22 protein-coding genes and 1 rRNA gene are annotated in these 24,089 nt (G+C 72.2%); 8 read left to right on the top strand and 15 right to left on the bottom strand.

Annotated features, from left to right (window positions below; genetic code table 11):
* A 16S ribosomal RNA gene (locus ACIRJR_RS04755) occupies positions 1-172 on the bottom strand; the annotation flags it as partial.
* A gap of 626 nt (positions 173-798) precedes the next feature.
* Positions 799-1,812, bottom strand: coding sequence for a GlxA family transcriptional regulator (locus ACIRJR_RS04750; protein ID WP_403773724.1), 1,014 nt, complete (start codon positions 1,810-1,812; stop codon positions 799-801).
* Positions 1,813-1,886: 74 nt separating this feature from the next.
* Between ACIRJR_RS04750 and ACIRJR_RS04745 the strand changes: the two genes are divergently transcribed.
* A complete protein-coding gene (locus tag ACIRJR_RS04745; RefSeq protein WP_403773721.1) occupies positions 1,887-2,471 on the top strand; it encodes a cysteine hydrolase family protein in 585 nt (194 codons plus the stop codon).
* A gap of 5 nt (positions 2,472-2,476) precedes the next feature.
* Here ACIRJR_RS04745 and proC read toward each other — a convergent pair whose 3' ends face one another.
* The 6 genes from proC to ACIRJR_RS04715 form a co-directional block, all read right to left on the bottom strand.
* Positions 2,477-3,286, bottom strand: a complete 810-nt coding sequence (gene proC, locus ACIRJR_RS04740; RefSeq protein ID WP_403773718.1) for a pyrroline-5-carboxylate reductase — start codon at positions 3,284-3,286, stop codon at positions 2,477-2,479.
* Between the two features lie 65 nt (positions 3,287-3,351).
* Positions 3,352-4,110: an ABC transporter permease gene (locus tag ACIRJR_RS04735; protein WP_403773715.1), complete on the bottom strand. Its 759-nt coding sequence runs from the start codon at positions 4,108-4,110 to the stop codon at positions 3,352-3,354.
* Positions 4,107-4,943, bottom strand: a complete 837-nt coding sequence (locus tag ACIRJR_RS04730) for an ABC transporter ATP-binding protein (protein WP_403773712.1) — start codon at positions 4,941-4,943, stop codon at positions 4,107-4,109. Before ACIRJR_RS04730 ends, ACIRJR_RS04735 begins: the two co-directional genes overlap by 4 nt.
* Positions 4,944-5,005: 62 nt before the next feature.
* A complete protein-coding gene (locus tag ACIRJR_RS04725) occupies positions 5,006-5,776 on the bottom strand; it encodes a class I SAM-dependent methyltransferase (protein ID WP_403773709.1) in 771 nt (256 codons plus the stop codon).
* Positions 5,777-5,827: 51 nt separating this feature from the next.
* Positions 5,828-6,373, bottom strand: coding sequence for a hypothetical protein (locus ACIRJR_RS04720; protein ID WP_403773706.1), 546 nt, complete (start codon positions 6,371-6,373; stop codon positions 5,828-5,830).
* A gap of 34 nt (positions 6,374-6,407) precedes the next feature.
* Positions 6,408-6,749: an SH3 domain-containing protein gene (locus ACIRJR_RS04715; protein ID WP_403773703.1), complete on the bottom strand. Its 342-nt coding sequence runs from the start codon at positions 6,747-6,749 to the stop codon at positions 6,408-6,410.
* A 123-nt stretch (positions 6,750-6,872) separates the two neighbouring features.
* Here ACIRJR_RS04715 and ACIRJR_RS04710 point away from each other — a divergent pair, with 123 nt between their 5' ends.
* The gene (locus tag ACIRJR_RS04710) at positions 6,873-9,029 is read left to right on the top strand and encodes a PQQ-binding-like beta-propeller repeat protein (protein WP_403773845.1); all 2,157 of its coding nucleotides are present in this window, start codon (positions 6,873-6,875) and stop codon (positions 9,027-9,029) included.
* A 34-nt stretch (positions 9,030-9,063) separates the two neighbouring features.
* On the opposite strand, the gene ilvD is transcribed toward ACIRJR_RS04710, so the two are convergent.
* The 5 genes from ilvD to ACIRJR_RS04685 all read right to left on the bottom strand — a co-directional run bounded on the left by ilvD (position 9,064) and on the right by ACIRJR_RS04685 (position 14,927).
* The gene (gene ilvD / locus ACIRJR_RS04705; protein WP_403773700.1) at positions 9,064-10,914 is read right to left on the bottom strand and encodes a dihydroxy-acid dehydratase; all 1,851 of its coding nucleotides are present in this window, start codon (positions 10,912-10,914) and stop codon (positions 9,064-9,066) included.
* A gap of 133 nt (positions 10,915-11,047) precedes the next feature.
* Positions 11,048-12,220 carry a PQQ-binding-like beta-propeller repeat protein gene (locus tag ACIRJR_RS04700; RefSeq protein ID WP_403773842.1) on the bottom strand — a complete coding sequence of 391 codons (1,173 nt, stop codon included), beginning with the start codon at positions 12,218-12,220 and terminating at the stop codon, positions 11,048-11,050.
* 232 nt (positions 12,221-12,452) lie between these two features.
* A complete protein-coding gene (locus tag ACIRJR_RS04695; RefSeq protein ID WP_403773698.1) occupies positions 12,453-13,076 on the bottom strand; it encodes a TetR family transcriptional regulator in 624 nt (207 codons plus the stop codon).
* On the bottom strand, positions 13,073-13,885 hold the full coding sequence (locus tag ACIRJR_RS04690) for a sugar phosphate isomerase/epimerase family protein (RefSeq protein ID WP_403773839.1): 813 nt from the start codon (positions 13,883-13,885) through the stop codon (positions 13,073-13,075). Before ACIRJR_RS04690 ends, ACIRJR_RS04695 begins: the two co-directional genes overlap by 4 nt.
* A 94-nt stretch (positions 13,886-13,979) precedes the next feature.
* Positions 13,980-14,927, bottom strand: a complete 948-nt coding sequence (locus tag ACIRJR_RS04685) for a Ppx/GppA family phosphatase (RefSeq protein ID WP_403773696.1) — start codon at positions 14,925-14,927, stop codon at positions 13,980-13,982.
* A gap of 32 nt (positions 14,928-14,959) precedes the next feature.
* Between ACIRJR_RS04685 and ACIRJR_RS04680 the strand changes: the two genes are divergently transcribed.
* The gene (locus ACIRJR_RS04680) at positions 14,960-15,805 is read left to right on the top strand and encodes a hypothetical protein (protein WP_403773694.1); all 846 of its coding nucleotides are present in this window, start codon (positions 14,960-14,962) and stop codon (positions 15,803-15,805) included.
* A 127-nt stretch (positions 15,806-15,932) separates the two neighbouring features.
* Here ACIRJR_RS04680 and ACIRJR_RS04675 read toward each other — a convergent pair whose 3' ends face one another.
* On the bottom strand, positions 15,933-17,720 hold the full coding sequence (locus ACIRJR_RS04675; RefSeq protein WP_403773836.1) for a hypothetical protein: 1,788 nt from the start codon (positions 17,718-17,720) through the stop codon (positions 15,933-15,935).
* A gap of 189 nt (positions 17,721-17,909) precedes the next feature.
* Here ACIRJR_RS04675 and radA point away from each other — a divergent pair, with 189 nt between their 5' ends.
* Both radA and disA read left to right on the top strand, forming a co-directional pair.
* Positions 17,910-19,322 carry a DNA repair protein RadA gene (radA, locus tag ACIRJR_RS04670; protein WP_403773692.1) on the top strand — a complete coding sequence of 471 codons (1,413 nt, stop codon included), beginning with the start codon at positions 17,910-17,912 and terminating at the stop codon, positions 19,320-19,322.
* Between the two features lie 80 nt (positions 19,323-19,402).
* Positions 19,403-20,527, top strand: coding sequence for a DNA integrity scanning diadenylate cyclase DisA (disA, locus tag ACIRJR_RS04665; protein ID WP_403773689.1), 1,125 nt, complete (start codon positions 19,403-19,405; stop codon positions 20,525-20,527).
* A 117-nt stretch (positions 20,528-20,644) separates the two neighbouring features.
* On the opposite strand, the gene ACIRJR_RS04660 is transcribed toward disA, so the two are convergent.
* Entirely contained in the window at positions 20,645-21,466 is an 822-nt protein-coding gene (locus ACIRJR_RS04660; RefSeq protein ID WP_403773833.1) for a hypothetical protein, read from the bottom strand.
* A gap of 261 nt (positions 21,467-21,727) precedes the next feature.
* On the opposite strand from ACIRJR_RS04660, the gene ACIRJR_RS04655 reads away from it, so the two are divergent.
* From ACIRJR_RS04655 to ACIRJR_RS04645, 3 genes are all read left to right on the top strand, one after another.
* Positions 21,728-22,630, top strand: coding sequence for an A/G-specific adenine glycosylase (locus ACIRJR_RS04655; protein ID WP_403773686.1), 903 nt, complete (start codon positions 21,728-21,730; stop codon positions 22,628-22,630).
* Positions 22,631-22,811: 181 nt separating this feature from the next.
* Positions 22,812-23,396: a SigE family RNA polymerase sigma factor gene (locus ACIRJR_RS04650; RefSeq protein WP_403773683.1), complete on the top strand. Its 585-nt coding sequence runs from the start codon at positions 22,812-22,814 to the stop codon at positions 23,394-23,396.
* On the top strand, positions 23,384-24,079 hold the full coding sequence (locus ACIRJR_RS04645; RefSeq protein WP_403773680.1) for a hypothetical protein: 696 nt from the start codon (positions 23,384-23,386) through the stop codon (positions 24,077-24,079). Before ACIRJR_RS04650 ends, ACIRJR_RS04645 begins: the two co-directional genes overlap by 13 nt.
* The last annotated feature ends 10 nt before the right edge of the window (positions 24,080-24,089 follow it).

Below are 24,089 nucleotides of genomic sequence, written 5' to 3'. Positions count from 1 at the left end.
TATCCGGTATTAGACCCCGTTTCCAGGGCTTGTCCCAGAGTGAAGGGCAGATTGCCCACGTGTTACTCACCCGTTCGCCACTAATCCACCCCGAAGGGCTTCATCGTTCGACTTGCATGTGTTAAGCACGCCGCCAGCGTTCGTCCTGAGCCAGGATCAAACTCTCCGTGAATGTTTTCCCGTAATCGGGATCACAACACGAGAGCGGAACGACCAGGTCGGAATATGACCGGTCGTTCACAGCGTCCTCGCTGTTGTTGCCTACCGGACCGTTAAGGGCCGGCAGGACTTTTCAAAGGAACCACCAACCTGCCGAAGCAGGCCGGGGTATCAACATATCTGGCGTTGACTTTTGGCACGCTGTTGAGTTCTCAAGGAACGGACGCTTCCTTCGGTCCCGTTTCACCGGGGCCCTCCGGGCGCTTCCCTTCTGTTCTTGCGTTTCCGACTCTATCAGACTCTTTCGTGTCCGATTCCCGGTCGAAGCGGGTTTCGCTTTCCAGTTCTTCGCTTTCGCGCTTCCCTTTCCGGCAAGTCCGACTCTATCAGATCCTTTCGGGCCTGATTCCCAGTCAGTGGGGCTTGTCTTCCCGGCCCTTGGGCCGTTCCGACGAGTGAGACTTTAGCGGAATCCCCGGCCCCGACGCTAATCGGGTCACCTTCGAACACTGATTCCTCATTTCGCACGTGCGCACGTAAAAGGACGCGACAGATGTCGGTCGATTCGAGTGGTTACTGCGGAATGGCTGTCCGGGGACCGACCGGAGTCGGCGCTCACGTCGGACAACTCGGAGCACACTACGGACCCGGGGCGGGCGTGTCAACCTCCCTCCTGCTCCCCCGGCCGTGGAAGGCCAGCCGGTAGTCACGCGGACTGGTGGCCAGGTGCGCGGCGAAGTGCTGGCGCATCGTCACCTCGCTGCCGAACCCGGCGCGTCGCGCCACCTCGGGGAGGGCCAGGTCGGTTCTCTCCAGGAGCTTCTGGGCTGCGGCGATGCGCTGGGTGATCAGCCAGCGCATCGGTGTCGTCCCCGTGGTGGCCTGGAACCGGCGGGCGAAGGTACGGGCGGACATGCCGGCCCGGGCGGCCAGCCCCGTCACCGTGTGCGGTTCCGCCAGCCTGGTCAACGCGTAGGCGCGCGCCTGTGCGAGCGCGTCCGCATCGCGGTCGGCGTGGGGCGTGGGGTGCTCGATGAACTGCGCCTGGGTCCCCGTACGGAAGGGTGCCGTGACCATCGAGCGCGCGATCGTCGCCGCCGCCTCGGCTCCCTGGGTCGCCCGCACCAGGTGGAGGCAGAGGTCGATGCCCGCGGCGGTGCCGGCCGAGGTCCAGATGTTGCCGTCGTGCAGGAAGAGGGCGTCGCGCACCACGGTCACCCCTGGATGGCGCGCTTTGAGCAGTTCGGTGAGGTTCCAGTGCGTGACGGCCCGTCTGCCGTCCAGAAGGCCGGCCTGGGCAAGGGTGAAGGCCCCGCCGCAGAGCGCGGCGATCGCCGTGCCCCGGTCGTGGGCGCGGCACAGGGCCTCGAGCACCGGATCGGGCGCCGGCGTCACATGGTCGTCGAGGCCGGGGACGACGATCAGGTCAGCGCGGCTGAGCCAGGACAGCGTCCGGTCGGGTGTGAGGGACAGGCCACCGCGGAGGGGGACGGAGGCCGGTTCGCTCGCCACGCGGCGCAGTTCGAAGGCCGGTACGCCGCGGTCGGTGCGGTCCACTCCCCACACCTCGGTGATGACCGAGACGTCGAAGGCGCGGACGCCGGGGAACGCGACCAGGGCGATACGGAAGGGGCGGTCGGACGGCACGGTCATCGTGGCAGTAAACCATCGGTCGATGACTTTCCACGCTCTGGGCGGGGGTGGCCGCGGAGAGGAGAGTGATGCGCATGGAGATCGCGGAGAACGCAGCGCTGGTGGTTGTCGACGTGCAGCAGGGATTCGAGGAGGAGGCCCACTGGGGTCCGCGCAACAACCCGGAGGCCGATCGGAACATCGCGGCCCTGATCGACGCCTGGCAGGCGGGCGGCCGGCCCGTCGTCTTCGTACGGCACGACTCGCCGAAGCCGGACTCGCCCCTCCGGGAGGGCTGGGCGGGGAACGCCTTCAAGGAGTACGTCGAGGAGCGGCGTGGAAGGGGCACCGGGCCGGAGCTGTTCCTGACGAAGTCGGTCAACTCGGCCTTCTACGGGACCCCCGATCTGGATGCCTGGCTGCGGGCGGCCGAGGTGCGGCAGATCGTGGTGGCGGGGATCCAGACCAACATGTGCGCCGAGACGACGGCGCGCATGGGCGGCAATCTCGGCTACGAGGTGTTCTTCGCCCTCGACGCGACGTACACCTTCGACACGGTGGGCCCGTGGGGCTGGAAGCTGAGCGCGGAGGAGCTGTCGCGGGCCACCGCCGTGACACTGCACGGCGGTGGGTTCGCGAAGGTGGTGCGCAGCGAGGAGCTGGTGGCCGCGGTGAAGTAGACCGGTCAGCCCTTGCCGGCGGCCAGCTCGCGGCTGCGGTCGCGGGCGGCTTCGAGGGCGGCGATGAGCGCGGCCCGTACGCCGTGGTTCTCCAGCTCCCGGATGGCGCTGATCGTCGTGCCCGCCGGGCTGGTGACGGCCTCGCGGAGCTTGACCGGGTGCTCGCCGCTGTCCCGGAGCATGACCGCGGCCCCGATCGCCGCCTGGACGATCAGGTCGTGGGCCTGGGCGCGGGGCAGGCCGAGCAGGATGCCGGCGTCGGTCATCGCCTCGACGAGGAAGTAGAAGTACGCCGGTCCCGAGCCGGAGAGGGCGGTGGCCGCGTCCTGCTGGGACTCGGGGACCCGGAGGGTCTTGCCGACGCCGCCGAAGATCGATTCGGCGTGGTCGAGGTGCTCCCCCTTGGCGTGGCTGCCCGCGGAGATGACGGACATGCCCTCGTCCACCAGCACAGGGGTGTTCGGCATGACGCGGACGACGGGGGTGCCGTCGGCGAGAGCGTCCTCGATGAACCCGGTCGTGATGCCCGCGGCGGCGCTGATGACGAGGCGGTCGGCGGTGACGTGGGGGGCGAGCTCGGCGAGCAGGGTGCCCATGTCCTGGGGCTTGACCGCGAGGATGAGGATGTCCGCGCTCTTGGCGGCCTCGGCGTTGGTGACCGCCTCGACGCCGTAGCGGGTGCGGAGCTTCTCGGCGCGCTCGGTGCGGCGGGTCGTCACCAGCAGGTCGGCCGGGCGCCAGCCGGCCCGGATCATGCCGCTGAGCAGGGCCTCGCCGATCTTCCCTGTGCCGAGGACTGCGACGGTCTGGGACATGCGGTTCATCCTCCGGGTGGCGGTGCGCGGGACTGGTTCGTCGGCGCCATCCTCGCACCGCGCCGTCAGGTGGTGCGGCGGCGGAGGGTGGCAGCGCCCAGGCACAGGACGAGCAGGGCGCAGCCCGCGACGATCACGACGTCCCGGCGGAAGCCGGCGGTGATGTCGGTGTGGGCCAGGACCTGGTTCATCCCGTCGACGGCGTACGACATGGGCAGGACGTCGGAGACGGCCTCCAGGACCGGGTGCATCCGGTCGCGCGGGACGAACAGTCCGCACAGCAGCAGCTGCGGGAAGATCACGGCGGGCATGAACTGGACCGCCTGGAACTCCGAGGCGGCGAACGCCGAGACGAACAGTCCGAGCGCGGTGCCGAGGAGCGCGTCGAGCAGGGCGACCAGGAGCAGCAGCCAGGGCGATCCGACGACGTCGAGGCCGAGCACCCAGACGGACATCGCGGTGGCCAGGAGGGACTGCGCGACGGCGACGGCTCCGAAGGCCAGCGCGTACCCGGCGATCAGGTCGCCCTTGCCCAGTGGCATGGCGAGGAGGCGTTCGAGGGTGCCGGAGGTGCGCTCGCGGAGGGTGGCGATGGAGGTCACCAGGAACATCGTGATCAGCGGGAAGATGCCGAGCAGTGAGGCTCCGATGGAGTCGAAGGTCCGCGGGTCGCCGTCGAAGACGTAGCGCAGCAGCGTGATCATCAGGACCGGGACGGCCAGCAGCAGCGCGATGGTGCGGGGGTCGTGGCGGAGCTGGCGAAGGACACGTCCGGAGGTGGCGAGGGTCCGGGCCGCGGAGAGCGCGGGGGCTTCGTTGCTCATCGGGTCGTCTCCTGGCGGGGGCAGGCGGCTTCGTCGTCGGCGCCGGAAGAGGCGGTGGAAGAGGCGACGGAAGAGGTGGCGGCCTCGTCCACGAGGCGGAGGAACGCCTCTTCGACGGTGGCGGAGCCGGTACGGGCAAGGAGGGCGCCGGGGGTGTCGTCGGCGAGGATCTCGCCCTCGCGCATGAGGAGCAGCCGGTGGCAGCGTTCGGCCTCGTCCATGACGTGGGAGGAGACGAGGATCGTGGTGCCCCGTTCGGCGGCGAGGGTGTGGAAGAGGTTCCACAGGTCGCGGCGCAACACGGGGTCGAGGCCGACCGTCGGCTCGTCGAGGACCAGGAGTCCGGGGGTGCCCAGCAGGGCGACGGCGAGGGAGACGCGGCTGAGCTGGCCGCCGGAGAGGCTTCCGGCGAGGACGTCGGCGTGGCGGGTCAGGTCGACGTCGCCGATGGCTCGGCCTACGGACTCCTCGCGTGCGGCACGGTGTGTGCGGCCCGGCCGGAGCACCGCCGCGAAGTAGTCCAGGTTCTGCCGGACGGTGAGGTCCGTGTAGACGGACGGGGCCTGGGTCACGTAGCCGACGCGCGACCGCAGGGACGGGTGGCCCGCGGGGCGCCCGAGGACGTCGAGGGTGCCCGTGACCTTGGCCTGGGTGCCGGCCACGGCCCGCATCAACGTCGACTTCCCGCAGCCGGACGGGCCGAGGAGACCGGTGATCCTGCCCGGCTCGACGGTGAAGTCGAGTCCGCGCAGGACCGGGCGGCGCCCCCGTACGACGGTGAGGGAGCGGGCCTCGACGGCGCTCGCGCCCGTGGCGCGCGGGGAATTCATCATGTGATGAATATGCGTGCCGTCCGCGGGCCTCGTCAAGGGACGCGGCGGGCCGGGCCCGTCCGTCAGCGCGTCAGCACGGCGAGTTCGACCACGTAGTGCTCCTCGACCATGTCGTCGGGGAACACGGAGGCCAGGTGTCCGCGCTCCTCGTCCAGGAAACGGCGGTTGGGCTCGGCGTCCGCCCCTCCGCGCACCAGGAAGGCGGAGTGGCTGGAGAGGTTGGCGAGGTGGGCGTCGACCGGCACGGTCCGGGACCACGGCAGCAGCCGCTCGGCGAAGCCGCCGCCGGACAGCTGCGGGAGGTTGCGCGAGTCGGTGCCGCCCGGAGTGCCGTGCGCACTGTCCTCCACTCCGAAGTGACTTCGCAGCCGGGTGTCCTGCTCGGCGATCCACGGCACGGACTGGTCCGCGACGTTCCACCAGAGCGCCAGAGCGCCGCCCGGACGCAGGACACGGAGCGCCTCGGGGAGCGCCAGGGCCGGGTCGGTCCAGTGCCACGCCTGGGCGTAGGTGATCAGATCGGCCGACGCCGTGGCCAGAGGGAGCCGGTTGCCGTCCCCCCTGACGACGGGCAGCGACGGCAGCGCGCGGCGCAGCTCACCCGCCATCCCGGGACCCGGCTCCACGGCCGTCACCCGGGCACCCCGGTCGCGCAGCAGCCGGGTGGCGATGCCCGTCCCGGCACCGACATCGACGACACGGGCACCCCTCAGGGGGCGTGCGGCCAGCTCCTCGACGGTGTCCAGGAGCGCGGGCGGGTATCCGGGGCGGAACGCCGCGTACAGGGCGGCGGAGCTGTCGAAGGAGAGGGCGCGGGGCACGGTTGCGGACATGGGTCCATGCTGCGTCCGGACCGGCCCGCGCGGGCGGGAATCGCCGCTTCTTTACCGGCGCCCGGCTCGCTTGCCCTTGGCGCCCTTGCGGGCCGCCGGGTTGCCGGTGCGGGACGACCGGCGCTTCGTGTACCGGGCGAGCGCCGTCTCGTACTCCGTGCGCCGCAGCTTCTCGCCCGGCGCCTCGCGGAAGGAGCGGATGAAGTAGGCGAGGAGCGATCCGATGAAGCCGATCGACTTGAGGCCGCGGAGCCTGTCGTCGGCCGACGGGTCCGCGGGGCGCCGCGTGAAGCCCTCCCAGGTCTTGCGGAAGGCGATGGCGCTGCAGACCGCGAACATCAGCACCACGAGCACGCCGACGAGGCTGTCGACCTCCGCGATCTCCAGGCCCTGGTAGGCGAAGCGCAGGACGAGGCAGGAGGCGACGGCGGCGGCCAGCGAGCCCGCGGTGACGGCCGCGCGCCGCAGCCCGTACCCGCCGTCGTGGTCGACCCAGGTCGTACCGAAGAAACGGAGGGGTTCGGGCTGCGGCCCTGGCGTGGTGCCGCCCGAAGGCGCGGCCGAGGACGTTCCGGGGGCTTCGCTGTTCTCGCTCACGGAATCGATTATCCCCGGGTGCGCGACGGTCCGGTCAGTCGCAGCGCGGTGCGATGTATCCGTCACTGCCCGTCTTGACGTAGGCGTCGGCCACGAACTGCCCGTTGGCGATGTTGTCCCAGAGGTTGGACGTGCCGTACGGGCCGGTCACCCGCTCCCCCGGCTTCTGGCAGTACACCGGGACGCTCATCCCGTACGGCAGCGTGCGCACGATCCCGTACTGCGTGCCGGGTCCCCGGCGTACGTTGACGCGGTAGCCCGGAGCGATCGGGTAGACGACCGTGCCCGCGGCGAGCGTCGTGACCTCCTCCGCGGCCTCCGCGTCCGCGTCCGCGTCCGCGGTCACTGTGCCGGCGGCGTTCTCTTCAACACCCATGAGGGCCTCCCCCGTTGAAAGCGATGCGTGTGACGCGCAGGCTAACAAGCCCCACGCTGCTCGCACGCACCATCGACTAGGCTCCGTGCGTCGCGCTTGCGCACGAACACACGGGGGTGGGCGATGCCGCCGCTGCAGGGGACCGGATCACATCCGGAAGCGGAGCATCCTGAGTACGCCGGGCAGTACAGGCTCGAGGCATGTCTCGGCGCGGGCGGCATGGGTGTCGTACACCTGGCGCGCTCCGCCTCCGGGCTGCAGCTCGCGGTGAAGGTGGTGCACCGCCAGTACGCGGCGGACCCCGAGTTCAGGGCGCGTTTCCGGCAGGAGGTCGCGGCCGCCCGGCGGGTCAGCGGGGCGTTCACCGCGCCGGTGGTGGACGCCGATCCGGCTGCCGCCCTGCCCTGGATGGCCACGCTGTACGTCCCCGGCCCCACACTCTCCGCGCAGGTGAAGCGGAACGGGCCGATGAGCCCCGCCGCGCTGCGCAGGCTCACCGCCGGGCTCGCGGAGGCGCTGCGCGACATCCACCGGGCCGGTGTCATCCACCGCGATCTCAAGCCGAGCAACGTGCTGCTCCCCGACTCGGGGCCGAAGGTCATCGACTTCGGCATCTCCCGGCCCTACGACAGCGATCTGCGCACGGAGACGGGCAAGCTGATCGGCTCACCCCCGTACATGGCGCCCGAGCAGTTCCAGCGCCCCCGCGAGGTCGGCCCGGCCGCCGACGTGTTCGCGCTCGGCGCGGTGCTGGTCCACGCGGCGACGGGCCGGGGGCCCTTCGACTCGGACAGCCCGTACCTCGTGGCCTATCAGGTGGTGCACGACGAGGCCGATCTGGCCGGGGTGCCCGCGGATCTCGCGCCCCTGGTCGGGCGGTGCCTGGCCAAGGACCCGGCGGAGCGTCCCACCCCTGACGAGATCATGGCCGCGCTGCACCCTCCGTCGTACGAGGCGGCCGCCTTCATCCCCGTGCAGCGGAGGCCGGTCGCCGCCGAGTCGGTGGAGGCGGACGAGGGGACCACGCACGTGCGGGCGGCGGCCGGGCTTCTCCCGGGGCCGGGTCCGGTGAGGAACCGCCGGGCGCGGCGGCTCGCGGTCGTGGCCGTGGCCGTGGCAGCGCTGCTGCTGGCCGGAGGTCTCACGGCGGCCGGGGTCTGGGGCGGGTCCGGGGTGCCGGAGACCGGGGCCGGCGCCGCGAAGGGGTCCGCGGCGGCCTTCGTACCGTGGGAGACACCCCTGCGGTCGCAGGGCGGTTCGACGCCGTCGTGCACCGCGGGAGCCGGTACGGACCCGGCGCTCCTCTGCGTCTCCGCCGGGTTCGGCGCCGCCCGGCTGGACCCTTCGGACGGCCGGGTCCTCTGGTCGCACCGGGACACGTCGGCACAGGCCGCTCCGCCTGGGAGCACCCTGTCCGGGAGGGCCGCCTACGCGGTCATGGCGGGCGAGGATCTCCGGGCGTACGCCCCCGGCACGGGCGCCCGGCTCTGGCGTACGGACCTCTCCGCGTACCTCGACGACCCGCTGCCCGCGGGCGACACGCTGCTGACGGTCCGCCAGGACGGTTCGCTCCAGGCGCTCGACGCGGAGACCGGGACGTCCCGCTGGCGTCGCACCCTCCCGGGCCACGAACGGCCGGGCTACGGCCTGTACGACGCCGGCACCGGGCTCGCGTACGCCTTCGAGAGTTCGGCGCAGGGGTCCAGCACGCTGATCACTGCCGTCGAGGCGAAGACCGGCGACACGGCCTGGCAGCGGCGGCTGGACGGGATGCTCACCCCGGCCGGGACGTCGGACGGCGCACTCCTGCTGACCTCCATGAACGAGAAGGCCCAGACGACCGGGCTCGTCCGCTACGCCCCGGAGCGGCGGAGCACGACCCGCGTCTCCCTGCCCTTCCGCATGAACGGACCGGAGACCGTGGTCGACGGGGACACCGCCTTCCTGCTGGAGCGCGGCGGGACGCTGCTGGCCGTGGACGTCCGTCCGGGCGCCGGGCGGGTCGAACGCTGGCGGCTGGAGACGGCTGTCGGGATGACCTCGGCACCGGTCCTCGGGGCGGGCCGGCGGCTGTACTTCTCGGCCGCCGACGGGCGGCTGCTCGCCGTGGACACGGAGCGCGGAACACTGCTGGGCCAGACACGCCCGCGGCTGAGGGAGGGGAAGCTGGGCCACGCCGCGTCGCTGCCGGCCCCCGTGGTCCTGGGCAGGAGTGTCATCGGCACCGCGCCGGACGGGTCAGTCTTCGCCGTGGACGCGAACGGCCCCGCCCACTGGTGAGACCAGGGACGGGGCCGGACGGGACAGCCTGGGATCAGCCGAGCTTGGAGACGTCGCGGACGGCACCCTTGTCCGCGCTGGTCGCCATCGCCGCGTACGCGCGCAGCGCCTGGGAGACCTTGCGGTCGCGGTTCTTCGGCGCGTACACGCCGTTCAGCGCCTCACGGCGGGCGGCGAGGTCGTCCTCGGCGACGAGCAGCTCGATCGAGCGGTTCGGGATGTCGATCCGGATCCGGTCGCCGTCCTCGACCAGCGCGATCGTGCCGCCGGACGCCGCCTCGGGCGAGGCGTGCCCGATGGAGAGGCCGGACGTACCGCCGGAGAACCGGCCGTCCGTGACGAGCGCGCAGGTCTTGCCGAGGCCCCGTCCCTTGAGGAAGGACGTCGGGTAGAGCATCTCCTGCATGCCGGGGCCGCCCTTGGGGCCCTCGTAGCGGATGACGATGACGTCGCCGTGCGTGATCTCCTTGCGAAGGATCTTGTCGACGGCGTCCTCCTGCGACTCGCAGACGACGGCCGGTCCCTCGAAGGTCCAGATCGACTCGTCGACGCCCGCCGTCTTCACGACGCAGCCGTCCACGGCGAGGTTCCCCTTGAGGACCGCCAGGCCGCCGTCCTCGGAGTAGGCGTGCTCCATGTCCCGGATGCAGCCTCCGGCCGCGTCCGTGTCGAGGCTGTCCCAGCGCTCGGACTGCGAGAAGGCGGTCGCGCTGCGGACGCAGCCGGGGGCGGCGTACCAGAGCTCCACGGCCTCGGGGGACGGGGAGCCGCCGCGGACGTCCCAGTTCTTCAGCCACTCGTCGAGGCTGCCGGAGTGGACCGCGTGCACGCCTTCGTTGAGCAGCCCGCCGCGGTGCAGCTCGCCGAGGAGGGCGGGGATGCCGCCGGCCCTGTGCACGTCCTCCATGTAGTACGTCCCGCCGGGCGCCACGTTGGGGGCGACCTTCGCGAGGCAGGGGACCCGCCGGGAGATCTCGTCCATCTCCGGGAGGCCGAAGGCGAGCTCGGCCTCCTGGGCCGCGGCCAGCAGGTGGAGGATCGTGTTGGTGGAGCCGCCCATCGCGATGTCGAGGGCCATGGCGTTCTCGAACGCCTCGCGGGTGGCGATGCTGCGGGGCAGGACGGAGTGGTCGTCCTCCTCGTAGTGGCGCTTGGTGATGTCGACGATCGTGCGGCCGGCGTTCTCGTACAGCGCCTTGCGGGCGGTGTGGGTGGCGAGGACGGAGCCGTTGCCCGGAAGGGCCAGGCCGATCGCCTCGGCGAGGCAGTTCATCGAGTTGGCGGTGAACATGCCCGAACAGCTGCCGCAGGTCGGGCAGGCGTTCTCCTCGATACGGAGGATGTCCGCGTCGGAGATCTTGTCGTTGACGGCGTCCGAGATCGCGTCGACGAGGTCGAGGGTGCGGACCGTACCGTCGACCAGGGTGGTCTTGCCCGCCTCCATCGGACCGCCGGAGACGAACACCGTGGGGATGTTGAGGCGCATCGCGGCCATCAGCATGCCGGGGGTGATCTTGTCGCAGTTGGAGATGCAGATCAGGGCGTCGGCGCAGTGGGCCTCCACCATGTACTCGACGCTGTCCGCGATCAGGTCACGGGAGGGCAGGCTGTAGAGCATGCCGCCGTGTCCCATGGCGATGCCGTCGTCCACCGCGATGGTGTTGAACTCGCGGGGCACCGCGCCCGCGGCCTTGATCGCCTCGGAGACGATACGGCCGACGGGTGCGAGGTGGGTGTGGCCCGGCACGAACTCGGTGAAGGAGTTGGCCACCGCGATGATCGGCTTGCCAATGTCCTCACTGGCTACGCCGGACGCCCGCATAAGGGCGCGGGCGCCCGCCATGTTGCGGCCGTGGGTGACAGTGCGGGACCTCAGCTGGGGCATCGTCTCTCGCTCCTTCGACAGAAAAGACTGTCTTCGAGCGTACGCCCCCCGTGCCAAGATCTGGACACCCTGTCCGTTATGCGGGACGAGGTGCTCAGTGGGCGGGCAGATGGAGGGCCCGCCCACCCCATGGTCACACGGCCGGGAGCGCCTGGATCCACTTGCCGTGCAGCGCCGCCAGCCGCTCACCGGAGGCCGCGACGTACCACTGCTCCGTCGTGCCCGCACCGTCGTTGTAGGTCCAGCGGAGTCTGCCGTCAGCCGCGTCGTAGGCCTGGACGCCGCCGTCCTCGTCGAACTCCGTCGCGCCGTACAGCGTGTCGCCGACCTTGGCGAACTGGACCGGCGACGAGAGGCCGAGCAGGTCGGTGTTGCGCCACCTCTGTTCGCCCGTCCTGGCGTCGACGGCCCACAGCGCATGGGTGCTGTCCGAGACGTAGAGCACTCCGTCCAGGACGGTCGGGCCGTTGAAGGAGGCGAACTTCCCGGCCTCCAGCGCCCAGCGTTCACCGCCGTCCTCCAGGGAGAGCGCGCGCATGTGCGCACCGTCGGCGACGTACACCGTGCCGCCCTGCACGGCGAGCCTGTCGAAGTTGGACCTGCTGATCTTCTTCGTCCACAGCTGACGGCCCGTCGCGGTGTCACGGGCGGTCAGGTTCTTCCTGTGGTCCGTGTAGACGAGACGGCTGCCCGACACCACCGAGGTGATGCCGGACTCCTCCGTCCCGGTGTCGCGCCGCTCGCTCCAGACGGCCTTGCCGGTGCGTACGTCGATGGCGGCGAGGACGTTGGTGCGGGAGCTGAGGTCCTTCTCCAGGATCCCGGCGATCACGTAGACGCGTTCCGCGTCGGCACCGACGGGCCTGGGCTGGGCGTACCGCCCGCCCAGGTGGCTGCGCCACGTCTCCTTCCCGGTGGCCGGATCGAGACCCACGACGTCGCCGTCGTACTCGCCACTGGCCAGGTAGAGGGTGTCACCGCCCATGATCAGGCGTGCGCCCGGCGTGGCGACGCCCGTCCGGGACCACACCTGCCTGCCGGTGGCGAGGTCCCGGCCCACCAGCGGGTCGCCGGCGACCAGCACCACGTTCCCGACGACGGCTAGCACCTCGTGGTTGCCGAAAGTGCCCACCGAGGCCTTCTCCCGCCACAGGGGACGCGGCGCTCCGTCCGCGGGCGTGGCGGTGCCGCCGCCCTTCCCCTGCTTCGGCGTCCCCGTGCCACGGGAGGAGGGGTCCGCCGCCTCCGGTCCGCAGGCGGCCGTCAGCGCTCCGGTCAGCGCGAGGCCGAGCCCCGCACCGGCCATCCGCAGCAGCCGTCTGCGCGAAGGCGCCGCAGCGCCGCCGTCCGTTCTCTGTCCACTCCGGGTCGTCACGGTCCGGCTCCCCCGCTGTTGTCGTTCGCGATCCGTATCGACGGCTCACTCGTTGCGCACAGACAACCACCAGGAATCCCTCCTGGCCGTGCCTGGGACCGTTCCGCGACATCGCTGTGAAGCAACCGCGACGCCCGTCGCGGAAGCAAAACCCTCTGTCCGCTCACCGGTCGGCGAGGTACCTCTGGAGGGTCGGCGCCACCATGGCGACGATCTTCTCCGAATCCTCCGAGGCGAGCGGCTCCGCCTGGATCACGTACCGCAGGATCGCGATTCCGATCATGTGCGAGGCGGCCAGTTCCGCGCGGAGCGTCGGGTCCGGCACGTCCACCCCCGCCGCGATCCGCTCCAGCAGCCTGCGCAGCACGAAGCCGCGCAGCGCCTTCGCCGCCGCCTCGTGCGTGAGCGCCGAGCGGACGATCGCCAGCAGCGGCGCCCGCGTCACCGGGTTCTCCCACACGCCGATGAAGTACCGGGCCAGCCGCTCCCCCATGTCCTCCGGGGGTCCTTCGAGGATCTCCGGGATCACGAGGGTCGGCTCGAAGGAGACCTCGACCGCCGCGGCGAAGACCTCGTCCTTCGTGCCGAAGTAGTGGTGGACCAGGGCGGCGTCGACGTCCGCCTCCTTGGCGATGCCCCGGACCGACGTCTTGTCGTAGCCACGGCGGGCGAACTCCGTGCGGGCCGCCTCCAGGATGCGGGTCCTGGCGTCCGGGCCGGTGGCGCCCGCCGTGCGGGAGGGCCGGCCCCTCCGCCGGGGGGCGGGGCCGTCCGCGCCGGGGGTCACGGGCGGGGCGCCCGCGCCGAGGACGCCAGATGGAGCCGGGTGTAGGCGAGCGCTTCCGCGAGGTCGGCCTCGCGTTCGGCCGACGACATGGCGCGGCGGGTGTTGACCTCGATGACCACATGGCCGTCGAAGCCGGTACGGGCCAGTCGCTCCAGCAGTTCCGCGCAGGGCTGGTCGCCCCGGCCGGGCACCAGGTGCTCGTCCTTGCCGGAGCCCTTGCCGTCGGCGAGGTGGACGTGGGCGAGCCGGTCGCCCATCCGGTCCACCATCGCGAGGCTGTCGGTGCGCGCGGTCGAGGTGTGCGAGAGGTCCACGGTGAAGTGGCGGTAGTCGTCGTTGCTGACGTCCCAGGCGGGGGCGTACGCGAGCATCTCGCGGTCCCGGTAGCGCCACGGGTACATGTTCTCCACCGCGAAGCGCACGTCGGTCTCGTCCGCCATGCGCCAGATGCCGGAGACGAAGTCGCGGGCGTAGTTGCGCTGCCACCGGAACGGCGGATGGACGACCACCGTCGAGGCGCCGAGCTTCTCCGCCGCCGCCCTGGCCCGCTGGAGCTTCACCCACGGGTCGGTGGACCAGACCCGCTGGGTGATCAGCAGACAGGGCGCGTGCACGGCCAGGATCGGGACCTGGTGGTAGTCCGAGAGACGCTTCAGCGCCTCGACGTCCTGGCTGACCGGATCGGTCCAGACCATGACCTCGACACCGTCGTAGCCCAGGCGTGCGGCGATCTCGAAGGCCGTCGCCGTCGACTCCGGATAGACGGAGGCCGTCGACAGGGCGACCTTCGCATCCGGGATGCGCACCACTGGTTCTGCCACGTGGACAGGGTACGGGCAGCGCCACGCGTCACCGAGGGACCCCGGCTGAAAGTGAGAAGGCCCATGCCGGCCCGCCGCGTGGTCAGGCCAGGGCCGCCTGCTGTGCCGGCAGGTGGTCGAGGCGGCGCAGGATGACACCCTCCCGCAGTGCCCAGGGGCAGATCTCCAGCTCCTCGACCCCCAGGAGGTCCATCGCCCCCTCGGCCACGAGCGCCCCCGCGAGGAGCTGCCCGGCGCGCCCCTCCGTGACCCCCGGCAGATTCCCGCGCTGCTCGACGGTCATCGCCGACAGCTTCGGCACCCACTCCTCCAGGGCCTTGCGGGTGAGGACCCGCTGCACGTACAGCCCCTCGGCGGAACGGGCGGCGCCCGAGATCCTGGCGAGCTGCCGGAACGTCTTGGAGGTCCCCACGACGTGGTCGGGCGGCCCGAGGCGGGTGAACTCGCCGACGGTCCGGGCGATACCGGCGCGGACATGACGGCGGAGCGCCCGCACGTCCGCCGCGTCGGGCGGGTCGCCCGGCAGCCAGCCGGCGGTGAGGCGTCCGGCACCGAACGGCAGCGACACCGCGGCGTCGGGCTCCTCGTCCATCCCGTACCCGACCTCCAGCGAACCGCCGCCGATGTCCAGGACCAGCAGCTTCCCGGCCGACCAGCCGAACCAGCGGCGCGCGGCGAGGAAGGTCAGCCGGGCCTCCTCCTCCCCGCTGAGGACGGCGAGGGCGACACCGGTCTCGTCCCGCACGCGCGCCAGTACCTGGTCCGCGTTGCCGGCCTCGCGCACGGCGGAGGTGGCGAAGGCGAGCACGTCCTCGCAGCCCTTGTCCTCGGCCGCCTGGAGGGCGTCGGCGACCGTCGTCACCAGCCGGTCCACACCTTCGGGGCCGATCGCCCCGTCCGGATCGAGGAGTTCGGCGAGCCGCAGTTCCGCCTTGTGCGAGTGCGCGGGCTGCGGACGCGCACCGGGGTGCGCGTCGACCACCAGCAGATGCACCGTGTTCGACCCCACGTCGAGGACTCCGAGTCTCATACGGGAACGCTACTGCGGCTTACTCTGGGCACGTGCCAAAGACGAAAAAGGCGAAGCCGGACAAAGCCACGAAGAAGCAGCAGAAGACGAACCAGGAGACGCATCGGCCGGGAGCAGCAGCAGGGCCGGACGGGCCCGACGAGAAGGGGCTCGACTTCGCGCGGGCCTGGGTCGAATTCGCCGACCCCGCCGACGACGAGCAGATCTTCCGCTGCGATCTGACCTGGCTCACCTCCAGGTGGTCCTGCATCTTCGGCAGCGGCTGCCAGGGCATCCAGGCGGGCCGCGCGGACGACGGCTGCTGCACGCTGGGCGCGCACTTCTCGGACAAGGACGACGAGAAGCGGGTCGCCGGGCACGTCGCACGGCTCACACCGGACCTCTGGCAGTTCCACGACGTCGGCACCAAGACGGGCTGGGTCGGTGTCGACGAGGACGGCGAGCGCCAGACGCGCCGCTGGGAGGGCTCCTGCATCTTCCAGAACCGCCCCGGTTTCGCGGGCGGCGCGGGCTGCTCGCTGCACATCCTGGCGCTCCGGGAGGGCAAGGAGCCGCTGGAGACCAAGCCCGACGTGTGCTGGCAGCTGCCTGTCCGCAGGACGTACGACTGGATCGAGCGGCCCGACGACACACGCGTGCTCCAGATCTCCATCGGTGAGTACGACCGCCGCGGCTGGGGCCCGGGCGGTCACGACCTGCACTGGTGGTGCACGTCGGCGACCTCGGCGCACGGGGCCGGCGAACCGGTCTACGTGTCCTACCGCCCCGAGCTCACCGAGATGATGGGCGAGGAGGCGTACGGCCGGCTGGCCGAGCTGTGCGAGCAGCGGCTGGCGGCGCTGCTGCCGATGGCCCCTCACCCGGCCGACCCTGCCTGAGGCGGGTCCTCTGACCGGGGCCTCGGAGGAGGCCTCGGATGCGGGACCTCGGAGCGGCCCGGCTCCTGACGGCGGCCCGGTGCGCGGCGGACAAACGTTCCGCCGCACACCGGGCCGCCGTTCCGCGTCAGCCTGCCGGGACGGACGCCTCGCCGGAGGCCGTCGTCGGGCCCGGCGACGGGCCGGGGCCGGTGGTCCCCTCCGTCGGAGACGGCGTGGGGTCCGGGGAGTCCGTCGGCGTGGGCGTCGGGTCCGGTGATCCGGTGGGCTCCGTGGGGTCCGGCGTCGGCTCCTCCGTCGACGGGGACGGGGACGGGGCCGGGGAGGACGGCGTGGGGCTCGGGGGTCCGGACGACGGATCCGGTGACGGGGCCGGGCCTCCGGGGCGTGGGGCCGTGACGCCGGAGCCGGTGATCGCGACCGCGGATCCCGACGGGGTGAGCACGACGCGGGCGCTCCACGGGCCCCGCGGCTCGGCCCTGTGGTCCACGAAGACGTGGAGTACGACGCTCCGGCCGGGGGCGAGAGTGCCTGACGAACGGCTGAGGCGCAGCCACGGGGCGTCGGCCCGGGCCGACCAGGCGACGGCTTCGTCGCCGGTCGCCGTCAGGGTGATCGCCGTACGGCCGCCCGAGGTGTCCGGACGGGCCGACACCGCGAGCGCGTCCCCGCCGGGGCCCGGGCCCACGCTGACGACCTCGGCCGACACGTCCGGGCTCCGGACGCCGTCCGTGAAGGTGTCGTCGCCGTCGGGGCCGGCGTTGCCGGCGTTCTCGTAGTGGTCGTACGGATCGCCGTCGCGGCCCGGCTCGCCGTCCAGCTCCGTGGCGGTGACCGAGGTGTCCCGGCCCTCCCCGGTCAGCGGTGCGCCCCGGTAGGCGGCCCACAGGGCGATCACCGGGGCGGCGACGACCGTCGCCACGACCGTCGTCGTCACGACCCGGGCACGGAGTCTGTCCCGGCGCGCGGCATGGTCCTTGGGGTCCAGCGGGAAGCCCGTCCGGCCGAAGCGCGGGGCACCGGACCGGGACCGCCTGGCATGCGTCAGGGCGACGCGCACGGAGGGACGCGGCGCCTCGACGACCGGCAGGGCCGCGGCCGGGGTGACGGCCGCACCCGGCCACGGCCCGGAGGCGCCGGACCGCTCGGCGGCGCGGCGGCAGCGGGGGCAGTCGTCGACGTGCCGGACGAGCTCCCGGCGCAGGGCGGCCGAGAGCAGCATCCGGGGGGAGCCGGTGAGCCGGGCGACGGCGGGGCAGTTCCCCGTCTCGACGACGGCGAGGGCCGCCCGGGTCCGTTCCACTTCGCAGGCCGCGCCGGCCAGCAGTTCCCGGGCGCTTCCGGGATCGAGGCCGAGGACCGCGGCGACGGCCCGCGGGGTGAGCCCGTGGCGCACGGCGAGCTCCAGCGCCTCACGCTGCTCCGGGGTGGTGCCGGCGGCCTCGGGCCAGGCCAGCCGGGCGAGTTCCCGCCGATGCGCTTCGGCCGCCGGGGACTCCGGGGAACCGCCTGGGCCGGAGGATGCCTCCTCCGGCGTCCCCCTGGTGCCCACCGCCCGGTCCGCCTCGTGCGGCGCGGCGCCCCGGGCGGGCGTGCGCCGGTGCGCCTGACGGCCCCGCCCCTGCGCGGTGAGCGCCCGCAGGCACGTCCACCGGGCCAGGGCGTACAGCCAGGATTTACGTTCCTCCTCGGCCCGGGGGCACCGGGCGTCCTGGCGTTCGGCGATCGCCAGGACCGATCCGAGCGCCTCGGTGGCCGCCTCGTGGTCGCAGAGCACGGAGAGACAGTAGGTGAACAGGCCGTCGAGGTAGGGCTCGTCGAGTGCGGGCGAGCGCCGCGCCGCAGACCGGGCCTCGCGGCGGTGCGCCCGGTGTGCGCCGGTGGTGTGCGTGGGAGTCTCCAGCCTGCTGCTCATCACGGGGCGACCGTAGGCAGACGCGGGTGGAGCCCTTGCAGCACTTTCCTACATTTAATCCTTATGGGTGACACTCCCCCTCGAAAGGAGACAGGAATCCCGCATTCCGACGGAAATGCCGCATCGCCCGCGCGTTCGATCCCCGTGCCCGCGACCGGTGCTGTCAGAGCTCACCTATACGGTGACGCCATGGCTGCCCGTACGAAATCCGCGAAGGACCGGCCGTCCTACCGTTGCACCGAGTGCGGCTGGACGACCGCCAAATGGCTCGGCCGCTGCCCGGAGTGCCAGGCGTGGGGGACGGTCGAGGAGTTCGGCGGCGCCCCCGCGGTCCGTACGACGGCGGCGGGCCGTGTCTCCACCGCCGCCCTGCCCATCGGCCAGGTCGACAGCCGGCAGGCCACCGCGCGCTCGACCGGGGTCGGCGAGCTGGACCGGGTGCTCGGCGGAGGGCTGGTGCCCGGAGCCGTGGTGCTGCTCGCGGGCGAGCCCGGCGTCGGCAAGTCGACGCTCCTGCTGGACGTGGCGGCCAAGGCCGCGAGCGACGACCACCGCACCCTCTACGTCACGGCCGAGGAGTCCGCCAGCCAGGTGCGGATGCGGGCCGACCGGATCAACGCGATCAACGATCACCTGTACCTGGCCGCCGAGACCGACCTCTCCGCCGTCCTGGGGCATCTGGACGCGGTCAAGCCCTCCCTCCTCGTCCTCGACTCCGTGCAGACCGTCGCCTCGCCGGAGATCGACGGCGCGCCCGGCGGCATGGCGCAGGTGCGCGAGGTCGCGGGAGCGCTCATCCGGGCCTCGAAGGAGCGCGGTATGTCGACGCTCCTGGTCGGCCATGTGACCAAGGACGGCGCAATCGCCGGGCCGCGGCTCCTGGAGCACCTGGTCGACGTGGTGCTGTCCTTCGAGGGCGACCGGCACGCACGCCTCCGTCTCGTGCGCGGCGTCAAGAACCGCTACGGAGCCACGGACGAGGTCGGCTGCTTCGAGCTGCACGACGAGGGCATCACCGGGCTCGCCGACCCCTCGGGACTCTTCCTGACCCGCCGTGACGAGCCGGTTCCCGGCACCTGCCTCACGGTCACCCTGGAGGGCAAGCGTCCGCTGGTCGCCGAGGTCCAGGCGCTGACGGTCGACTCGCAGATCCCCTCCCCCCGGCGCACCACCTCGGGCCTGGAGACCTCCCGGGTGTCGATGATGCTGGCCGTCCTGGAACAGCGCGGCCGGATCAGCGCGCTCGGCAAGCGGGACATCTACAGTGCGACCGTGGGCGGCGTGAAGCTCACGGAACCGGCCGCTGACCTCGCGATCGCCCTGGCCCTGGCCAGTGCGGCCAGCGACACACCGCTCCCGAAGAACCTGGTCGCGATCGGTGAGGTGGGTCTCGCCGGGGAGGTCAGAAGGGTGACGGGGGTCCAGCGCAGGCTGGCGGAGGCGTACCGTCTCGGGTTCAAGCACGCCCTGGTCCCCAGGGACCCGGGACAGGTCCCGGCCGGTATGAAGGTCACAGAAGTGGCTGACATGGGCGACGCCCTGAGAGTCCTTCCCCGCCGCACTCGGCCGGACGGACCACAGGAGGACGGCGCACGCCGGTAGACTTTGCCCTGGTCTCGCCCGCCCGTACGAACGGTACGAGGGACGCAAGGGCACCGCCGACCTGTGACCGGAGGAGTGCAGTGGCAGCCAACGACCGGGCAGCATCGCCCGGAAAGTCCGGCCAAGGCACGGGGAACGAGGCGCTGATGCGCGCCTCGTTGAGCGCGGTCGCGCCTGGAACGGCCCTCCGCGACGGCCTGGAGCGCATCCTCCGCGGCAACACCGGCGGGCTGATCGTCCTCGGCATGGACAGAACCGTCGAATCCATGTGCACCGGCGGTTTCGTGCTCGACGTGGATTTCGCCGCGACGCGCCTGCGCGAACTGTGCAAGCTGGACGGCGCGATGATCCTCGACAAGGACATGACCAAGATCCTCCGGGCGGGTGTGCAGCTGGTCCCGGACGCCTCCATCCCCACCGAGGAGACGGGCACCCGTCACCGCACGGCGGACCGGGTCTCCAAGGCGTGCGGCTTCCCGGTGGTCTCGGTCTCCCAGTCCATGCGCCTGATCGCGCTGTACGTGGACGGGGAGCGGCGGGTCCTGGAGGAGTCCTCCGCGATCCTGTCCCGCGCCAACCAGGCACTCGCCACCCTGGAGCGGTACAAGCTCCGGCTCGACGAGGTCGCCGGGACCCTCTCCGCGCTGGAGATCGAGGACCTGGTGACGGTCCGGGACGTGACGGCGGTCTCCCAGCGGCTGGAGATGGTGCGCCGGATCGCCACCGAGATCGCCGAGTACGTGGTGGAGCTGGGCACCGACGGCCGCCTCCTGTCGCTCCAGCTCGACGAGTTGATCGCCGGCGTGGAGCCGGAGCGGGAGCTGGTCGTACGCGACTACGTCCCCGAGCCGACCGCGAAGCGGTCCCGCACCGTGACGGAGGCGCTGGCCGAGCTGGACACGCTCACCCACACCGAGCTGCTCGAACTGCCCGTGGTCGCGAGGGCGCTGGGCTACAGCGGCTCACCCGAGACACTCGACTCGGCGGTCTCTCCCCGGGGCTTCCGGCTGCTGGCGAAGGTGCCACGGCTGCCCGGGGCGATCATCGAGCGGCTGGTGGAGCACTTCGGCGGCCTGCAGAAGCTGCTCGCCGCGAGCGTGGACGACCTCCAGGCCGTGGACGGCGTCGGCGAGGCCCGGGCCCGGAGCGTGCGCGAGGGGCTCTCGCGGCTGGCGGAGTCGTCGATTCTCGAGCGGTACGTGTGAGGTATCACCTCGGCGCGACCCGTCGGGGCACTCCCCGGAGGCCCTGACTCTCCGCACGCGACGGCCGGGAGGCCCCGCCGGACACGGATGTCCGGCGGGGCCTCCCGGCCGTCGCGGTCAGTCCTTGGCCAGGACGAACGAGGCCCGCTGGACGGTCTCGCCCGGGACCTTCGCCTCCAGCAGGTACGTCCCCGGGGCGGCGGTGCCGGCCGACGGCGTCGCGCACCGGGGTGCGCTCTCCTTGCGGTTCCACTCCACGGTGTGGACGACCGTGGCTCCCGCCGGGATCCTCAGGAAGAAGGCGCCGCCCTTCGGGCAGTCCTTGGAGGACCACACCTGCTCGTCCTCCTCACCGGCTTCGGTGATGGTGAGCACGGCGCTCTTCGGGCCGAAGTCGGCCTTGCAGTCGGCAGCCGAGGTGTTCCTGGCGCTCAGCCGGAACTCGGGCTTGTCGTCGGGTCCGAAGCTGAGGTCCGTCTTCAAGCTCAACTGGAGCGCGGGGGGAGCGCAGTTGGGGAGGGATGAGCCGGCCGGGACCTGCTGGCCGCCCGATCCACCGCCGCCCGGGCCCACGCTCGTGCCCGCGCCGGACGAGGCGGAGCCGCCTGCTCCCGTGGTGCCCGATCCACCCGTGCCGTCCGTCCCGGCGTCCCCGCCGGCTCCCCCGGAGCCCGCGTCCGAACCACCGCCGGGTCCGTCCGACTCATCACGCCCGCCGGGTGGTTGGCCGACGACCGGGCCGGAGCTCGAGGGCCCGGGGGTGATGGACGGAGGGGGAGCGGATTCCCCGGGCTTCCCGTCGTCCTTCCCGCCGCCGCTGCCGCCCCCGGAGGTGACGGCCCACGCGATCACGGCCGCGAGCAGCGCGATCACCAGCACCGCCACTGATCTCCGACGCCAGTAGATGCTGGAGGGAAGCGGCCCGACCGGATTGCGCATAGATCCCACGGCCCGAACTCTACGAGAGATCCAGGCCAACTCCGGCCCCCAACCGCCGCTCTGATCGACAAGTTTTCCGGATCATCATCATGGAGAGGCCGTTCACGGTCGCTTCCAGCCCTTTTGCGCCGGCTCGGACATCGTCCGCCCCGTACGAAGGGACAGAACGGGTGGCGTTATCACCCCCTGGGCCTCCGGCGGGGCCGACACCCCCGCAGCCGTGCGCGATGACTCCTCTTCCGTGCCAGGATCGTAGGTGCGATGACTGCCACGACTTCGACACAGACGCCCCCCGACTCCCTCCACACCCCCGTCATCGGGTGGTTCGAGCAGCATGCCCGCGACCTGCCCTGGCGCCGCCCCGAAGCGGGTGCCTGGGGTGTGATGGTGAGCGAGTTCATGCTGCAGCAGACCCCCGTGAACCGGGTCCTCCCGGTCTACGAACAGTGGGTGGCCCGCTGGCCGCGCCCCGCGGACCTGGCCGCCGACGCACCGGGCGAAGCGGTCCGCGCCTGGGGCCGGCTCGGCTATCCGCGGCGCGCGCTCCGGCTGCACGGGGCGGCGCAGGCGATAACGGAACGCCACGGGGGCGACGTGCCGAGCGAGCACGGCCAGTTGCTCGCACTGCCCGGGATCGGGGAGTACACGGCCGCGGCCGTGGCCTCGTTCGCGTACGGGCAGCGCCATGCCGTGCTCGACACGAACGTCCGCAGGGTGTTCGCCCGGGCCTCCACCGGCATCCAGTACCCGCCGAACGCCACCACCGCGGCCGAGCGCAAACTCGCCCGCGCGCTGCTCCCCGAGGAGGACGAGCGCGCCGCCCGCTGGGCGGCGGCCACGATGGAACTCGGCGCACTCGTGTGCACCGCGAAGAACGAGGACTGCACGCGCTGCCCGATCGCCGGACAGTGCGCCTGGCGGCTGGCCGGAAAGCCCGCCCACCAGGGACCGCCGCGCCGCGGCCAGACCTACGCCGGCACCGATCGGCAGGTGCGGGGGCGGCTGCTCGCCGTACTGCGCGACGCGATCACACCGGTGCCGCAGTCCGCGCTGGACGCGGTGTGGGACGAGCCCGTGCAGCGGGCGCGGGCCCTCGACGGACTCGTCGCGGACGGCCTGGTCGAGCCCCTGGCGAACGGCCGGTACCGGCTGCCTCTGACCTGACGGCGCACCGACGGGCGGCTGTCCAGCGGCTGTTACACAACCGATGGACAGCCGTGCGTCCGCGTACGGCTCCTCCGCACATCCTCGTGACAACGCCTCCGTAACGTCACCGGCGTCGGCGAACGGGACCATCCGGCCGACGGCGGTACACGGGGATTCACGGGGTTCGGAGGCGGTTGTCATGGCGCAGGGCGAGGTGCTCGGTTTCGAGGAGTACGTGCGGACCCGGCAGGACGCGCTGCTGCGCAGCGCCCGCCGGCTCGTGCCCGACCCGGTGGACGCGCAGGACCTGCTGCAGACCGCCCTGGTCCGGACCCTCGGCCGCTGGGACGGCATCGCCGACAAGTCCCTCGCCGACGCGTATCTGCGCCGCGTCATGATCAACACGCGTACGGAGTGGTGGCGGGCCCGCAGGCTCGACGAGGTCCCCACCGAGCAGCTCCCCGAGGCGAGCGTCGACGACGGTGCCGAGCAGCGCGCCGACCGCGCCCTGCTCATGGACGTCCTCGGCGTGCTGGCTCCGAAGCAGCGCAGCGTCGTCGTGCTGCGACACTGGGAGCAGATGAGCACGGAGGAGACGGCCGCGGCGCTCGGCATGTCCGCCGGTACGGTGAAGAGCACGCTGCACCGCGCCCTGGCACGCCTGCGCCAGGAGCTGGAGGACCGTGCGGCCCGGAGCCATGAGGCCGAGGGGGTACTGGCGCGGGTCCCGGCACAGCGGGACAGGCGTCGTGACGAGCGGGGGCGGGAGCGGTGCGCGGCCTGACGGGCAGCAGAACGGGCACGGACACCGGCCGCGGGGGACTCGGGGCCGGTCTGGCGGCGGGAGGCGCGGCGGTTGCCGGGCTCGCCGCCTTCGGGCTGTTGTGCGCCGGCTGTTCCTCCGGAGGCACGGGCACGCGCGACGAGGGCCCTGCCGCCACCCAGCAGGTCGCCCGCGCCGTGCCGTCGAGCGCCGCCCCCACCGGAACCGCCGAACCCGCCCCGCGGGTCGACGCGGTGAGACTCGTCAAGGGCGACCCGAAGGTCAGCGGCCGGCTCAAGGACGATCTGAAGCCCTGCACCGGTGACGAGTACCCGGTCGACACCTCGTACGGCACCCTCACCGACGGCCCGGCGGCCGATGTCGTGGTCAACGTGATGACCTGCGGCGATTCGGTGGGGGTCGGGACCTACGCCTACCGGCAGGGGGCCGACGGCAGGTACGAGAACGTCTTCGCCGCCGAGGTGCCCGCGGTCTACGGCACCATCGACCGGGGCGACCTGGTGGTGACGACACAGGTCTACGGGTCGAAGGACTCCGTCGCGTACCCCTCCGGGGAGGACGTCGTGACCTACCGGTGGGCCTCCGGCCGGTTCCGCGAGACCGACCGGGTGCACAACGACTTCAACCGGGCCGTCGGCAGCGGGGAGGGCGACCTCCCCGCACCGCAGCCGACGCAGAACTGAGAGCCGCTCG

This window comes from Streptomyces sp. NPDC102402, from assembly GCF_044765765.1.
GTDB lineage: Bacteria > Actinomycetota > Actinomycetes > Streptomycetales > Streptomycetaceae > Streptomyces.
This window is presented reverse-complemented; position numbering and strand designations above follow the sequence as displayed.